At 42.4% G+C, this 15352-nt stretch carries 11 protein-coding genes; 6 read left to right on the top strand and 5 right to left on the bottom strand.

The window, feature by feature from the left end; genetic code table 11:
- Positions 1-405: 405 nt before the first annotated feature.
- Entirely contained in the window at positions 406-1218 is an 813-nt protein-coding gene (locus V7K31_RS10340) for an alpha/beta fold hydrolase (protein ID WP_335094221.1), read from the top strand.
- A gap of 80 nt (positions 1219-1298) precedes the next feature.
- Positions 1299-2867 (top strand): hydantoinase B/oxoprolinase family protein, encoded by a 1569-nt coding sequence (locus tag V7K31_RS10335; protein ID WP_335094191.1) that lies wholly within the window; start codon positions 1299-1301, stop codon positions 2865-2867.
- Positions 2868-3036: 169 nt separating this feature from the next.
- On the opposite strand, the gene V7K31_RS10330 is transcribed toward V7K31_RS10335, so the two are convergent.
- From V7K31_RS10330 to V7K31_RS10315, 4 genes are all read right to left on the bottom strand, one after another.
- Positions 3037-3852, bottom strand: coding sequence for a DUF928 domain-containing protein (locus V7K31_RS10330; RefSeq protein WP_335094190.1), 816 nt, complete (start codon positions 3850-3852; stop codon positions 3037-3039).
- 181 nt (positions 3853-4033) lie between these two features.
- Positions 4034-6391 (bottom strand): CHASE2 domain-containing protein, encoded by a 2358-nt coding sequence (locus V7K31_RS10325; RefSeq protein ID WP_335094188.1) that lies wholly within the window; start codon positions 6389-6391, stop codon positions 4034-4036.
- A 273-nt stretch (positions 6392-6664) separates the two neighbouring features.
- Positions 6665-7816: a DUF1822 family protein gene (locus tag V7K31_RS10320; RefSeq protein ID WP_335094187.1), complete on the bottom strand. Its 1152-nt coding sequence runs from the start codon at positions 7814-7816 to the stop codon at positions 6665-6667.
- Between the two features lie 69 nt (positions 7817-7885).
- Entirely contained in the window at positions 7886-9073 is a 1188-nt protein-coding gene (locus tag V7K31_RS10315) for a sigma-70 family RNA polymerase sigma factor (protein WP_335094186.1), read from the bottom strand.
- A gap of 344 nt (positions 9074-9417) precedes the next feature.
- On the opposite strand from V7K31_RS10315, the gene V7K31_RS10310 reads away from it, so the two are divergent.
- Positions 9418-9807 (top strand): hypothetical protein, encoded by a 390-nt coding sequence (locus tag V7K31_RS10310; protein WP_335094184.1) that lies wholly within the window; start codon positions 9418-9420, stop codon positions 9805-9807.
- Positions 9808-9991: 184 nt separating this feature from the next.
- Here V7K31_RS10310 and V7K31_RS10305 read toward each other — a convergent pair whose 3' ends face one another.
- Entirely contained in the window at positions 9992-10321 is a 330-nt protein-coding gene (locus tag V7K31_RS10305; protein ID WP_335094182.1) for a hypothetical protein, read from the bottom strand.
- Between the two features lie 344 nt (positions 10322-10665).
- Here V7K31_RS10305 and V7K31_RS10300 point away from each other — a divergent pair, with 344 nt between their 5' ends.
- The 3 genes from V7K31_RS10300 to V7K31_RS10290 all read left to right on the top strand — a co-directional run bounded on the left by V7K31_RS10300 (position 10666) and on the right by V7K31_RS10290 (position 15131).
- A complete protein-coding gene (locus V7K31_RS10300; RefSeq protein WP_335094181.1) occupies positions 10666-11076 on the top strand; it encodes a hypothetical protein in 411 nt (136 codons plus the stop codon).
- A gap of 126 nt (positions 11077-11202) precedes the next feature.
- Positions 11203-13422, top strand: coding sequence for a peptidase domain-containing ABC transporter (locus tag V7K31_RS10295; protein ID WP_335094179.1), 2220 nt, complete (start codon positions 11203-11205; stop codon positions 13420-13422).
- A gap of 185 nt (positions 13423-13607) precedes the next feature.
- Positions 13608-15131 (top strand): HlyD family efflux transporter periplasmic adaptor subunit, encoded by a 1524-nt coding sequence (locus V7K31_RS10290; RefSeq protein ID WP_335094178.1) that lies wholly within the window; start codon positions 13608-13610, stop codon positions 15129-15131.
- The last annotated feature ends 221 nt before the right edge of the window (positions 15132-15352 follow it).

Raw genomic sequence — 15352 nt, 5'->3', positions numbered from 1 at the left:
GTTAAAAAGGCGGTTATAACCGTCCTTTTAACGTTAAATTGACACACATGAGCTTGGTCTATCCCTGCTTAAAAATAAGGTTTAGCAGAATTATTGTAAATTAAAGGGTTTAATATCATGTCCGGGTAATTAGTTATGATTCCCACAGTCATTGCACCCCTCTCCTTAATCCCCTCTTCGCTTGCGGGGAACTCGGAGCCCCCTCTGGGGATTAGCGGCAGGGAGACAAAGCGTAGCTTTGGCGGGGTGGGGTTCTTGAAGTTTAATTAAGTAATCAAGCGGACATGATATAAGACCTCTACATCTACACGTAGCATCAGTTACCCTGCGGGATCTTGCTACAGTCGGGCGAACAGTCCCCGTCTGATAATGTCTTTAATTGTGAATTTTGAATTGTTAATGACTATGCCCAAGGTTGAGATTAACGGGATTGATTTGTTCTACGACATTAAAGGAAGCGGTGAGCCTTTGCTATTAATAGCTGGCTTCCTTTGTGATCATGCCTATTGGTCGCTGATTATGCGATCGCTAATTTCGCAGTATCAAGTTATTCGCTTGGACAACCGAGGTATGGGGCGAAGTTCTGCTCCCGAAAGCCCCTATAGTCTCAAACAGATGGCTAGTGACGTTGCAGCATTGCTTGATCACATTGCGATGGATAAGGTGCATCTAGCAGGTCATTCAATGGGTGGTCAAATAGCTCAAGAGCTAGTGTTAGCACATCCGGAAAAGGTACAAAGTCTGATGTTACTTTCATCGCTAGCAAAGGGTGATGGATTATTCAACAGTATTATTGAGACTTGGGGCGACCTCTGCGGTAATGTAGACCTGAAACTTTATGAAAAAGTTGTATTACCGTGGATATTTACAGATACGTTCTACTCGATTCCTGGGATGATCGAAGGTCTGATCGAATTTGCAATCAAATATCCTTTCTTCCCTGCGGCTCATTCACTTTATCATCACAGCCGAGCCATGCTTGACTTTGACACAACAGATCGTCTTCAACAAATTCATTGTCCTACCCTAGTTATAGTTGGTAAACAAGACATTCTCACCCCGCTAAAGTTTTCCCAACAACTTGCTCAAGGCATTCCCAACGCTGAAGTTTTAGTCCTCGATCGTGGTGGCCATGGCTTCTTAATTGAGTCGCCGGATGCTGTGGTTTCAGCTATGCTTAACTTCCTGCGGAAATTAAAGCCAACTTACACTATCTGACATCCGCCATACACTGATTTGAAGTACCAAATGATGGTGGCGACGAGGGTGCAAAATAGTTAAATAAACAAGAATCCAAAATGTACACAACAACTCAACCTGATCCCGTCCGCTTGGAAATATTCAAAAATCTCTATCAATTTATCGCCGAGCAAATGGGAATTGTGTTACAAAACACGGCGACATCAGTGAATATCAAAGAGAGGCTCGATTTCTCCTGTGCTATTTTTGACTCATCGGGATTATTAGTCGCTAATGCTCCCCACATTCCTGTACATTTAGGCTCAATGAGTGAAAGTGTCCGCAGCTTAATTAATGATCAAAGCGATACTCTCAAACCAGGAAATGTCTATTTATCTAATAACCCCTATAATGGCGGAACTCACCTTCCTGATGTCACTGCAATTACCCCTGTATTTCTGAAAAGTGAGGAAAATACTACACCCCTTACTCCCATTTTTTACGTCGCGTCTCGTGGACATCAAGCCGATATCGGTGGAATTACTCCTGGTTCAATGCCTCCCCACAGTACCACAGTAGAAGAAGAAGGAATTATTTTTGATAATTTTCTCTTAGTTGAAGAGGGAAAATTTCAAGAAACCGCAGTCAGACAGCACCTCTCAAATCATATTTATCCTGCCCGTAACCCGGAGCAAAATATCGCTGATTTAAAAGCACAAATTGCCGCGAATGAAAGGGGAGTTCAAGAACTCCGTAAAATGGTTTCACAATACGGACTTGAGACTGTCCAAGGTTATATGAAATTTGTGCAAGCTAATGCTGAGGAGTCGGTGAGAAAGGTGATCAATCTTCTCAAAGATGGCGCATTTATTTATGAAATGGATAATGGCGCAATAATTCAAGTTAAAGTGACGATTCACCAAGAAAGTCGTAGTGCAACCATTGATTTTACTGGGACTTCTCGGCAACTAAATAGTAATTTTAATGCTCCGAAAGCGGTAACTCAAGCAGCAGTCTTATATGTCTTTCGGACTTTGGTTGATGATCATATTCCTCTGAATGCCGGGTGTCTTAACCCTCTAGAAATTATTATACCTGTCGGCTGTATGCTGAATCCAATTTATCCAGCAGCAGTAGTAGCGGGTAATGTGGAAACTTCTCAAACTATTGTTGATGCTTTATATGGTGCTTTGGGTGTGATGGCTGCTTCTCAAGGAACGATGAATAATTTTACTTTTGGTAATGAGCAATATCAATATTATGAAACTATCTGCGGCGGCTCTGGGGCAGGAATTGATTTTGATGGAACTGATGGTGTTCATTCTCACATGACTAACTCCCGCTTGACCGATCCAGAAGTTTTAGAAACTCGTTATCCTGTACTTTTAGAAAGCTTTAGTCTTCGTCCCGATAGCGGTGGTAAAGGAAAATATTCCGGTGGTAATGGAGTTGTTCGCCGCATCCGTTTTCTAGAACCGATGACAGCTAATATTCTCTCTGGTCATCGGGTTGTCCCTCCCTTTGGATTAAATGGTGGGGAAGCCGGAATTGTCGGACGCAACTGGATACAACGTCAGAATGGAATTGAAGAGAATTTAGACAGCACAGCAACAGTAGAGATGAAATCTGGGGATGTTTTTGTGATCGAAACTCCTGGAGGAGGTGGATTTGGTAAAAAGCGAGGATGACAACTAGGACATCTGCGATCGCTATCCACTGCCAAAGCGCGAGGGTATCATATTATAAGGGACTGACAAATAAAAAAATACTCAACTACTTCTTGTAGGGCGGGCGAGACGCCCACCCCACAAGATTGGATATTTTATTTATTGTCAGTCCCTAATAAGAATTGTTATGCTACTTTGCATTAGCTTGACAACATTTTAAAAGTGGTTGTTTAGCTAAATTCTCTAAATCTACGGATTTAAGCAAATTCATCCACTCCACTGCTAAAGTTGGATCTTGAGGTTTGGCAAGACGTAATTCAGCCAGAGTAGTCAAGGCATCATACCAAATGCCATTCTGGGCATAAAGCCTTAGCCGTTGCTGAGGAGTTGCTTGCTTCGGGCTATCTACTAATTTAGGATTTAGATTCACCCGTTGCACCCATCCTTCCACATACTCCTGTTCTGGAGGTTGTTGGGGATTGCAAATGATTTTCATCTTGAAAAACCAGTGATACATTTTGTCTACTTGCAATGGGGGAGTAGTTGCGCTTAAGCGAATACTAATAATTCCTGGTTCTTCTGGTATTGTTACTGTTGTTCGATAAAGAGTTTGACTGAGTTTAGTTGACTCATCTTTGAGAACAAATTCAAGGGAATTAATTGTAGATTTTTTATAGGGGACAAAAAACCAAAAAGTTGGATATTCCTCACTCGTCAAACCCCAAACTTTAGTAACAGAAACTGTTTCTGTTTGTCCTTGCTTTAGTGTCTGTTTGTATACAGGTACAAGTGCAATGATAGACTGATTACTAACACCACAGCCACGACTTGCAGCTCCTCCGCGATCGCCTGTTGCACCCCTGTCTGGAGGAGGTGGAGGAGGCGAAAATGTCACAGGGGCGGCAGCAGATGGTGTGATCCAAATCATGGGATAATAGCCAAGAATTCCCAACAAAGTCATCCCGAATGTGGCGATTAATTGTATTTTTGTGCAATAGTTTTTCATAGAAAATTAGGAGTTACACAATTTGGGATTCTGGATTATGTAGGTAGACGTAATTAAATATAAGATCAAACCTCATCCTCAATCCCTCTGGGATGCTTTGGAGAGGGAAGCCGGAGGCAGGGTGAGGTTTTATATTTAATTTGACTCACTTACTTATGCAAAACTTATACAGCAATCCTGTTCAAAATTTATTTTGAAATTTGATGTTTAAGTAAGTTGTAACTATTAAAATATTACCTCCTAAAGCCAACATAGCAGGAATGAGGGGAACCCAACAGCTATATGCAATAAAAAATATAAAGCAGCTACCGTATAGACTTATAATAGCTATCCCTGCTGCCAAGCTTAAGTAAGTGAATCGGTGCAGATAAGCAGTAAGTAAACCGCCTAAAAAACACCAGCCCCAAACCCAAATTACTTCACCCCAAAATGGCCAAGTCCACAACAAAGGTTGTCCTTCCATTGCAGCACTGAGCAGTTGGCTGACCATCTCGGCTTGTAAAAATACTCCTGGTATTGCCTGTAATTTCCCTTGAGGAGTGGTGTAGGGAGTTAACCAGTAATCACCAAAAGTTTCTGCTGTTGTGCCAATAATAACTATCCTGCCTTTGACTGTATTGGCATTCAGTTTACCCATTAGCACTTGTCCCAAAGTAATATGTGGTGCGATCGCATCTAGGGAACCAGAGGAACGATAATTTAACAAAATTTGGTGTCCAAAAGCGTCAATCCCTTGATAACCTCCGGCATGAGCTTCTATTGGTTTAAATCCCTGCTTCCCTAATTGCCACGCCCCATCAGGGGTAAATTGCAACTGAATTCCCTTTGCCCAGAGGTAACGCAGTGCAAGTTGAACACTCAGGGCATAGGAAGCAGTACAAGGAGATGAGGGTGAGGGAGTTAACGCTAACAGATGGCGACGCACGACATTATCTGAATCTATGGCAATATCGCTAAAACCTAGACCTTCTGGAGAAGCTTCTGGTGGTGGTTTCACACCTACTTTTCCGGCTTGGGAATCGCTGAGTTGACACACCCCCACAAAGCGATCGCTTTTTCGCATTCGTTCTGCCAATGCTGGATAATCCTTACTTACTGGATAATCTCGATATATATCCAAACCAATAACTTGTGGTTGATATGTCTCTAATTTTTCTAACAGTTGAGCAAGTGATTTGTCTGACAAGGAACCTTGAGGTTTTTCCTGTTTTTGCGCCTGCACATCTTCTTCAGTCACAGTGACAATCAATAGGCGTGAGTCTGGTTTCTCAGGAGGACGCAAGCGTAACAGTTGGTCAAACGCACTTAATTCTAATGGTTGCATCACACCCAAATACCGTACCCCTGTTAATATTCCAGTCATTACCATGCTCGTCAGTAAGAGCAATGAGAAACCAAGCCGATTTGTGATTGTTTTAACAGCCGTGGTTTTAGACAAAGATGTTGGAAGATTAGGTGTATTTCTAAATAATTCCCCCCAATTCAACGGCATCTCTGCGGGATTTTGACAGATCACAGGCAACCATGTCGCACAGGGAAATTGATTTTCTAGCCCCTGTAACCTTTCTCGTGCTTCCCTGACAGCTAAATACAACGAGTTTCCCTGTGCGAAGGCTGACAAAAAATACTTTAAAAACTGCTGCGCCACCCGATCGGGTACAGGCTCTCGCATCACGATGATTTCGGGAATATACAAATCTGCAAACTCCCGTGCCAATCCCAAGCCATCACAGGAATTGAAAATCGCCAGTTGTAATCCTCCTTCCACTGCCTTTTTCAGCGCATACTTTAACTGGCTAATTGTTAGATTTTCAGTTTGATTGATGTAGATTTTTCCTATTTCATTCGTTTGGTGAGTAGAACTGTGTCCGGCGAAAAATAGAATCTGCCAATGCTGCTCCCATAGCTGCTCAGTCAGGTCTTGGCATTGTGGTTCAACTAAAAAAGTGATGTCTGTATTGGGTAACGAATTAAGCAGCGCCCGGTCTGCGTTGGTATCAATTCCTTGACTGTTACCCAAAATCGCTAAGATTTTTATTTTGTCGTATGTGGTTGCGGTTCGGTTGATTTGTTCGTAGGCGGGAGCGCTCAGGGCTATTTCCGCCTGGGGATAGCGTTCTAGCAAATCCCAAAGATGCCAGGGGAGTTTCTGTAATCGGAGGTCTTTGGTTTGTAAAAGCACACGGATATTATCCGCAGGCATGAGTTTTTCCAACCATTTCTCGCGGATAGGACGAAAGGAATCGGAGGCAAGCCAAGTATTAAAACGTATTTTAAATTCCTCAGTCACCTGCTGGCAGTCTTCTAAGTTGGGGGCTTGCTTAAGTTCCTTGGGTAAACCAATAGGACGAGATGGCAACCTTAAATTACGATAAATAGATTGCCAACGGTAATAATCGCGGAGAATTTCTGGGTTGGGGGGAAGCGCACCCGTGATTTCCACACTAGGGCGGACATTTTCTTCGCCAATCTGTAGTGTCACCGGAAACCCTTGTTCAAAGTTTCCCTCCCCTAACTTTAAGATGATTAACTTGCCCACAGCTAGTTCTCCACAGATGCTGAGTTGTATCTATTATCGTGAATTAAAGGGTTTAATATCATGTCCGCCAAATTACCCATAACAAAAGAACCCCTCCCCGCTTGCGCTACGGTGTATACAGAAGTCTTTGGTGAGGACATTTCCGGTTAAGTCTCATAGTCCCTGAAATACCTCACCCTGGTTTGATTACGTAAAACCTGTGCCTCTCCTTAGTAAGGAGAGGGATTAAAGATAGAACAGGGTGAGGTTTTAGAGGACTTTGTTAACTCTCTCTTAAAACCGCAAAATCTCTCGGTCATAATCTTCAGGTGCGGGTTCTATTTCCCAAACTAATCCTTCTCCTAGTTCCAAAATTACTTCCAAATACAACATATCTACAGGAGTTGTTGCCGTATCTTCATTATTCTCAAAAGGTTGTAAGTCTTCCGTTAATAATCGGAGCTTAAACCCAGCAGGAATTTGACCACTAGGAGTTGCACTTCGCAATTCAAAGCGCCAAACATATTCCTCAGAAGCGCTTTTTGGGAAAATACGTAACTCGTATCTATTCTCTGCAACTATTATTTGCCGAGATAAGCCGAGAAATGTTTCTGCACTCCGCATTCCCCCAGGCACCACGACGAATTCGCTTTTTTCCCATCCCCACTGTTGAGCTAAATTGGCTACTCCTGTCTGCAACCATTGTGGAATTGACGACTGGATGAGTAAACCCTGACGCAGTTCATACAATTTCTTTCGCCAACCGCTATGTGCCAGGAGCGCACCCCACAGTGAAAATGGAACTGCCAAACGCGGGAATTTCACATCGGGATCACCCAACCTTTCTAAGAGGTTTTCGGCCTGAGTTTTGGCAATAGGAGCTAAAGGTGCAATCTCGGCGCGTAAGGCTTCTGGATCATTAAGTTGGCGTGTAACCCACAACACATTGATATCTGCAATTAAATCTTCACTTTCCAAGCTGTAAGTACGGTCTTCAGGATCATAAACCCCTTTTGTTTTCAGAATTTGATGGGTTGTGTAGCCAAAAATTTTTATCCAGCCATCATCGGGATTGACCTGTAGTGCTATGTAGTAGTCAGCAACCCACTCTGGTATATCTACCCATTCCTGCGGTACGCGCAACTCATCGTCATCCATAGCGAGGGTGGGAATTAATACAAGGCGATCGCAATCAAAAGTAATAGCTGTGCCATTAACTACTTCCCAAAAACTCGGTAATGCCGCACTGTTGGGATAAACCCTGGCGGTGGGGGCAATTTCCTCTTTGAACCAAGGCAAAAATGCTTGCAAGCAAGTTTGATTTATCCACCCACGTTGAGAAGCACCAGCTGTAGAGTATGCTTCTTCTTGCACCTCTGGAGATTGGGGAATTTCTAAATATAACTGCCGTGAGTCAATTGTGAATGGGGGAGGTGCGTGAAACATAATTTTAGAATGGCTCGATATAAAGACCATATTAAAAAGTTAAGGGAGACAGGGGAGAGAAAATTCTCTCTACTCCTTGAAGGTATGGCTATATTGGACTTTGAGCCATTCCTCTAAGCTTGTGTTTATGGCATCTATTACGTCGGATTTAGGAGAAATATGCAAGGTGTTTTGACTCCACTGCGTTAAATTCAGTAGCAATGACTTTTTAATGCTGCTAAGGCGACGGGAAACAGTATATTGCTTAATTTCTAAGTGTGCAGCAACTTCTGTTTGAGTAAGCTTCTGACCGTAGTAAACTTGTAGTAGTTGTTGTGACTTTGCATCCATTGCCGCGATCGCTTGGTGCAAAAATTGGTTTAACTGAGCTTGCTGATTTCGTGCATTCGCAGCTTCTTCCTGCTCAATAATTTCCGTTAGTAAAGATGTTTGCAAATTTGCAGGCAATATCTCTAATAAATTACCATCATCTTCTTTGAGGGGAGCGTCTGCCGAAACAACCTTGGGATAGAGGAAATTACGAGCAGCTTTAGCAGAAGATAATACCCAGTTTTCTATGGTTTGCTGGTTGACTGCGGCAGTGGGTGAACTCAATCGGCTTAAACGTTCTGCATTATAAAGATTAGTAATAGCTTCCCAGATCACAGCATCTGGTTTGGTAAGCTGGCGAATTTTTTTGTTCTCACCTGTGTAGAGTTCCTTAAAGCATTCCCACGCTAAAACATAACTCTCGATGCAGTGATCGTTAAATCCGGCATTTTGTAATGACTGCACTAGTCTTTTGTGGCTGAGTTTGTGTAATAATGCCCAGTCTGAGCAAATGTCTGCTTCTCTGCGTTCGCGCAGCACGTCCTTGATGATACTTTCAAAGGCAAGTTCAGCATAGCCCTTCAAATTGGAGCTGTATTCAGGATTGAATCTTTTTAATATTTTATCGACACGAGCGATCGCCATCTGAAAACAGTCTCCTACAGAGGACTGAGTAGAAAAGTTTCGAGCAAATTTTCTTGCAGCCCAATAGGACACTTCTTGTAAATAAGCAGAAATATGTGCGATCGCCACAGTACTAGATTCAGTCTGCCAAACTCTATACCAGTAAATTGCCCAAAAGGTATCTGATTGCTCAGTTGACGACGACTCCAGGCAAACTTTCATACTGCGTCGCAGTTTGGCATCTGTTGCCCAACCATTAAATTGGTCTACATCAAATTGCACAAAGGTGGAAAAGATTTCAACAATGCCCTGTCGGGGTTGCATGGAATACTTGCCGTTGTTTGAACCATAGCTGATTTCAATTATACAGCCGTAGGGACAAAAGCTAATTCCTTGCTGCGTAAGGATTTTACAGATTTTAAAAAAACTTCTAATCTAAGTGCATAAAAACTAAAAGTCGTCGTAGAGAGTGATATGCAGAGAGATTTATTTAGTAAGTATTACGAAAAAGATGCAACCAAGGTGAATGAAAACTGACTTAAAATTTTGGCAAGATGAGTGTTCGCAATAGTCATTGAGCCAAGTTTGATTTTGAACCTCGAAGTCACAAGTCTATCTGGAAAAATCTTTCCAGAAATTCCAGCCAATTACAATCAAGCAGAAAAACAATGTCAAATATCGACAAGATAGCTTCTACTTTTAACTATTCTGTTGCTGGTCAAGAACAACTCTTGACCGAATTAACTCCCGAAGAAGGAGCCACCATAAGTGGTAGTGTTAATTTCAATGGACAGTGGAATGCTTACCAAAGTAATAGTGCTATAGTGAGCTTTAACACACGACAGCTTGGCACAAAGATTGTAGGAAGCGGAAGTACCGGGTCATCTGTCGGCACGGGGGAAGGCACGTTGAACGGAAACCAGTTTTTTTTCAGGATATTTTGGAACTATGGAAGTATAGGCGTATATCAAGGTACGGTCAATGACCAAGGGACAGTAGCCGGCATCTCTTACGATGAGACCAATCCTAGTAGCCAGGCAACATGGTTCAGTCCCTAGACCATTTTAGCGCTCTTCCATCACTCTGGTCAAAGAAAAATCTCAGCCAAGTTTTAAACAATAGACAGAAACTGGGTTTGGAGTTTTATTTTCTAACATTATGGCTAAAATCATCAGTTTTGCCTGAAAGTTTTATGTAGCAAGGATTATTGTTTTTTACTCTGGAGAGAGTGATGGAAGAGGGTTAGGGACTTCCAAAAAATAAAATCCTCAAAAAACAGTCTGCTAGAGACAATTGTGTGGGAAACTTAAGGCTGAATTTTCTCGCAACCCAATAGCACACCTCTTGTAAGTAAGCAGAAAGATGTGCGATCGCCACAGTACTAGATTCAGTCTGCCAAACTCTATACCAGTAAATTGCCCAAAAGGTATCTGATTGCTCAGTTGACGACGACTCCAGGCAAACTTTCATACTGCGTCGCAGTTTGGCATCTGTTGCCCAACCACTAAATTGATCTACATCAAATTGCACAAAGGTAGAAAAGATTTCAACAATGCCCTGTCGGGGTTGCATGGAATACTTGCCGTTGTTTGAACCATAGCTGATTTCAATTATACAGCCATAGGGACAAAAGCTAATTCCTTGCTGCGTAAGGATTTTAAAGATTTTAAAAAAAACTTCTGCTCTAAGTGCATAAAAACTAAAAGTCGTCGTAAAGAGTGATATGCAGAGAAGTTCATTTAGTAAGTATCACGAAAAAGATGCAAATTTGGGGACTAGCTGAATCATTCGATAATTTCGTCAAATATATAACAAAATTTCGATGGTTACAGCCGCCAATTCATCCCGCAAATATGCAACTTCTTAAAACTTACCTAATTGTTTTTGCATGACCTAATTAAAAAAGGAGAAAAACCATGTCAAATATCAACAAGCTCACTTCTACTTCTAACTATTCTGCTGTTGGTCAAGAACAACTGTTCACCGAATTAACTCTCGAAGAAGGAGCTGCGATCCAAGGTGGTCTTACCTACGATCTCAGCAATAATTCGGGTATTCCCATCAACTATGATATTAACGGAGTAAGTGACTTTTTGAATCCTGGTGACGTAAAGCCATATTCTTACTCTACAGCACCAACTGTTAGCTACGACTCACAGATTGGACCTGGCTATGTTCCAGTTTCCCAAAAACTAGTTTCAGATCCAGGACAAAATGTTTTTGATGTTGCAAATGGTGGCACTAATTTTATCTTAACTCAATCTAGTCCTCTTGGTGGTATTGGTAATGGTCCAGTTGCCAATGCTGTCAATAGGGCTGTGTTCTAGCCTAAGCGCATTGACGTTTTACTGCGTCAGCCAAGCAGTCAAAAGTCGAATATGACAAACTAAACACTCAATACAGTCGGGTCACAATACCCGATTGTATTTTCTTGCCAATCATCACACCAGAAAATGAAATACCAAATAGTCCTCCAACACACTGAAGAAGACTGTGGTGCAGCGTCCCTAGCAACCATTGCCAAACACTACGGACGCACATTTACCCTCAACCGCGTCCGGGAAGCCGTAGGCACTGGTTCCAGAGGAACATCTCTGCTGGGCTTAAGTCGGGGTGCAGAAGTACTAGGATTCAATGCCCGTCAAGTAAAAGCTAACCCACAAATAATCGACCAATTACACCAAATATCCCTACCAGTCATTATTCACTGGAAAGGCTACCACTGGGTAGTTTTATATGGACAAAAAGGTAAAAAATATGTCATTGCTGACCCTGGTGTTGGTATCCGTTATCTTACCCGTCAGGAGTTAGTTGCAGGTTGGGGTAATGGCGTGATGTTACTACTGACTCCTGACGAAAGCCGCTTTTATCAACAAGAATCAGATAAAATTGGCGGTCTTGGGCGTTATATGCAAAGGGTTTGGACTTATCGCTCTATTCTCGCTCAAGCGATCGCTATTAACATCGCCATTGGACTGCTTTCTTTAGCATCTCCCTTTATGATGCAACTCCTCACCGATGATGTCTTAGTCCGAGGTGATACCCAACTACTAACTACTGTGGCAATTGGCGTTATCGCCATGAACTTAATTAGAAGCGCCATTAGTTTAGTTCAATCTCACCTCATCGGTCACTTTGGTCAAAAATTGCAATTAGGACTAATCCTAGAATACGGACGCAAACTCTTACATTTACCCCTCTCCTACTTTGAAGGACGACGCAGTGGAGAAGTTGTCAGTCGCATTGCTGATGTCAACGCCATCCATAACTTAGTTTCCCAAATCGTCCTCGGATTACCCAGCCAATTTTTTATCGCTGTAATTTCCTTGGGCTTTATGCTCTTTTACAGTTGGGAACTAACTCTAGCTTCCATAGTTGCATTTATTATTGTCACGGCTGTCAACTTGCTTTTCTTACCAGCAATGCGCCAGAAAACCCGCAAGATGATTGTTTCTGGTACGGAAAACCAAGGCTTTTTGGTGGAAACATTTCGCGGCGTTCAAGTATTAAAAACTACCCAAGCTACTCCCCAAGCTTGGGAAGAATACCAAGGGAATTATGGTCGTCTTGCCAACTTAGGCTGGAGTGTGATGAAGCTGGGACTTTATAGCAGTACAGTTACTGGCATTCTTTCCACTTTCATTAGTATTGGCGTCCTCTGGATGGGTAGCTATTTAGTCATTAATCGCACCTTAACAATTGGTCAATTGATGGCGTATAACGGCATGAGTGGCAATTTTCTTGGCTTCCTAAGTGCAGCGATCGCCTTAGTAGATCAGTTTATCACTGCCCAGATAGTCATTCAACGCCTGACAGAAGTTATTGATGCTACCCCAGAAGACGAAAATGATTTTAAAAAGCCTTGGGTAGAAATTCCTGGTAATGTAGATATTACCTGCACTGAACTTAACTTTCATCACGCAGGTAGAATTGACCTCCTACAAGATTTTTCTTTAACTATTCCTGGCGGTCAAGTCATTGCTTTAATTGGTAAATCTGGGTGTGGTAAAAGTACCCTTGCGAAAGTGATGACTGGCTTATATAAACTTCAGTCTGGCAATATTCGTTATGGTTTTTATAATCAGCAAGACCTGTCTTTAGAATGTCTGCGACAACAAGTGGTATTAGTCCCACAAGAACCCCACTTCTGGAGTCGTTCTATTATTGATAACTTCCACTTTAGCTATCCCCATATTAGTTTTGAAGAAATTGTCAGAGCTTGTCAAATTGCTGGTGCAGATGAATTTATTAGCAAACTACCCGATAAATATCAAACTGTCTTAGGAGAATTTGGTGCAAATCTTTCCGGTGGACAACGCCAAAGATTAGCCATAGCTAGAGCAATAGTTACTGAGCCACCTGTCTTAATTTTAGATGAATCCACGGGCGCACTCGACCCAGTAAGTGAAACACAAGTTCTAGATAGACTTTTATCCCATCGTCATGATAAAACGACTATTCTAATTAGTCATCGTCCCAAGGTCATACGGCGAGCAGATTGGATTGTACTTTTAGAACAAGGACGCTTAAAAATTCAAGGTACACCAGAAGAATTGCGGAAATTACCCGGTGAACATTTAGACTTCCTAGATAATATTATCCCGTGTCACGATACGTTGGCACTAACAGCTTCCCCGGCTCATCGTAACGGCAAGACTGCTGTCATTAATTAAGATAACGCGATGTGCGACTTATTCTTGAAACCCCACTTCCATTCCTCTCCCCGAAAGGTCGAGAGGCTTTGATTCTAGCTCCCCTTCCCTTGTAGGGAAGGGGCTGGGGGTTAGGTTAGAGAGAATATTTCCTAAATTCAGTTGTAAAAATCTCTGTTTTCTCTGCCCTTTATTTATATTACATCATGGTTAGCAACACAAATTTTTTACCCCCAATTGAAACAAACGAATTTCTCCCACCAATTAATCGTTGGACAACCTTTGGCGGAATGTTTATTCTCTGCGTTCTAGGACTAGCTGTTCCAGTTGCTGCTGTTACTAAATATAAAGTTACCGTCCAAGGACAGGCGGTTGTGCGTCCGGCGGGTGAATTGCGAATTGTGCAAGCGGCGATTGAAGGTCAGGTAATGCATATTTATGTTCAAGAAAATCAAGTTATCAAAAAAGGAGATGCGATCGCAACTATCGACGACTCCCGTCTGCAAACCAAAAATAGCCAATTGCAAACTAGTATTCAACAATCTAAGTTACAGCTAGTGCAAATGAATGCCCAGATTAATGCCCTTAACAGCCAGATTCGAGCCGAAAGTGACCGCGTAAACCGGATTATTACAGGCGCTCAAGCCGAATTGAGCGGTCGCCGTCGAGAATATCGAGATAAAAATCTTACCACTGTTTCCGAATTCCAAGAAGCTGATGCTAACGTCAGAATTGCTGAGTCAGAATTGCAGGCTGGGAAAGCACAGCTAAAAACAGCACAAGCAAATCTCCTTGCTACTGAAGCTGCCTTGGGTGTAGCTCAGTCAAAACAGAACCGATATGACAGTGCAGCCGCCCAAGGAGCGCTATCTAAGGATCAATTGGAAGAAGCACAATTAGCTGCTAAACAGCAAGAGCAAGCGGTAAAGGCGCAACAAGCAGCAGTGGAGGCACAAACAGAAACAATTCAACGGTTACAACAAGCTATATCTGCTGCCATTGCGAGAAGACAACGCACCCAAGCATCCGTAAATCCAAGTAATGCAGAAGTGACTGTTGCTACTGAGCGCATCGCTCAAGAAAAAGCCGGAGGGGAAAGCAACAAGGCGACTTCAGAAAAGGAACGTCAAGCCCTAATTAAGCAACGGATTGAAATTGAAAAGCAGCTAGAGCGTGATACTAGCGAACTCAAACAAGGGGAAATAGATTTAGCTCAAACCACGATCGCAGCTACCGCCGATGGGATAATATCTCAACTCAATTTGCGAAATCCAGGTCAAACTGTGCGTGCTGGCGAAGAAGTGGTGCAAATTGTCCCCACTAATGCGCCTCAGGTTTTGAAAGCTGCGGTGGCATCTGAAAATCAAAGTAAGTTAAAAATTGGTCAGAAAGTCCAAATGCGGGTCAGCGCTTGCCCCTACCCAGATTATGGTACTCTCAATGGGAAAGTACAGACAATTTCTCCAGATGCGATGCCTGCGGCGGGCTACGCCAACGCACCTCAAAATAATGGGACAAATGCATCTATGTCTAATACGACTAGTCCAAAAGCTGCTGCGCCTGGTGCTTTCTATGAAGTGACTATTGAACCGGAAACTCTGGTTTTAGGTAAAGGGAAAAACCAGTGTCACATTCAATTAGGCATGGAGGGTAGGGTTGATATTATTTCTCGTGAAGAAACGGTGCTGCAATTCTTTCTCCGTAAGGCGAGGTTGATGAGTGATTTGTAACTTTTTCTTTTGGTAAGCATTACCTAAGAAACATGGATTAAATAAAATGCAAAACTTCATCCTGTCTCCAGCTTCCCTCTCCTTTATAAGGAGAGGGATTGAGGGTGAGGTAAACCAGGCACATAAATTGTATGTTATTTAATTCTTATTCCTAACGTAAAGTTTTAGAAACTTCACTCTCATCTAGTTACAATATCTGCTGAAATTAATTTAGGACTTAC

The sequence above is a fragment of the Nostoc sp. genome, from assembly GCF_036917675.1.
In the GTDB taxonomy this organism is placed as follows: Bacteria; Cyanobacteriota; Cyanobacteriia; order Cyanobacteriales; family Nostocaceae; genus Nostoc.
The sequence above is the reverse complement of the archived record's forward strand: the minus strand, read 5'-3'. Positions and strand labels throughout refer to the sequence as shown.

Excerpts from the sequence above, each read along its gene's own strand:
- V7K31_RS10330 (WP_335094190.1), bottom strand. The coding sequence starts at position 3,852 with ATGAAAAACTATTGCACAAAAATACAATTAATCGCCACATTCGGGATG.
- V7K31_RS10310 (WP_335094184.1), top strand. The coding sequence starts at position 9,418 with ATGTCAAATATCGACAAGATAGCTTCTACTTTTAACTATTCTGTTGCT.
- V7K31_RS10340 (WP_335094221.1), top strand. The coding sequence starts at position 406 with ATGCCCAAGGTTGAGATTAACGGGATTGATTTGTTCTACGACATTAAA.
- V7K31_RS10320 (WP_335094187.1), bottom strand. The coding sequence starts at position 7,816 with ATGTTTCACGCACCTCCCCCATTCACAATTGACTCACGGCAGTTATAT.
- V7K31_RS10300 (WP_335094181.1), top strand. The coding sequence starts at position 10,666 with ATGTCAAATATCAACAAGCTCACTTCTACTTCTAACTATTCTGCTGTT.
- V7K31_RS10305 (WP_335094182.1), bottom strand. The coding sequence starts at position 10,321 with ATGCAACCCCGACAGGGCATTGTTGAAATCTTTTCTACCTTTGTGCAA.
- V7K31_RS10295 (WP_335094179.1), top strand. The coding sequence starts at position 11,203 with ATGAAATACCAAATAGTCCTCCAACACACTGAAGAAGACTGTGGTGCA.
- V7K31_RS10290 (WP_335094178.1), top strand. The coding sequence starts at position 13,608 with ATGGTTAGCAACACAAATTTTTTACCCCCAATTGAAACAAACGAATTT.
- V7K31_RS10335 (WP_335094191.1), top strand. The coding sequence starts at position 1,299 with ATGTACACAACAACTCAACCTGATCCCGTCCGCTTGGAAATATTCAAA.
- V7K31_RS10315 (WP_335094186.1), bottom strand. The coding sequence starts at position 9,073 with ATGCAACCCCGACAGGGCATTGTTGAAATCTTTTCCACCTTTGTGCAA.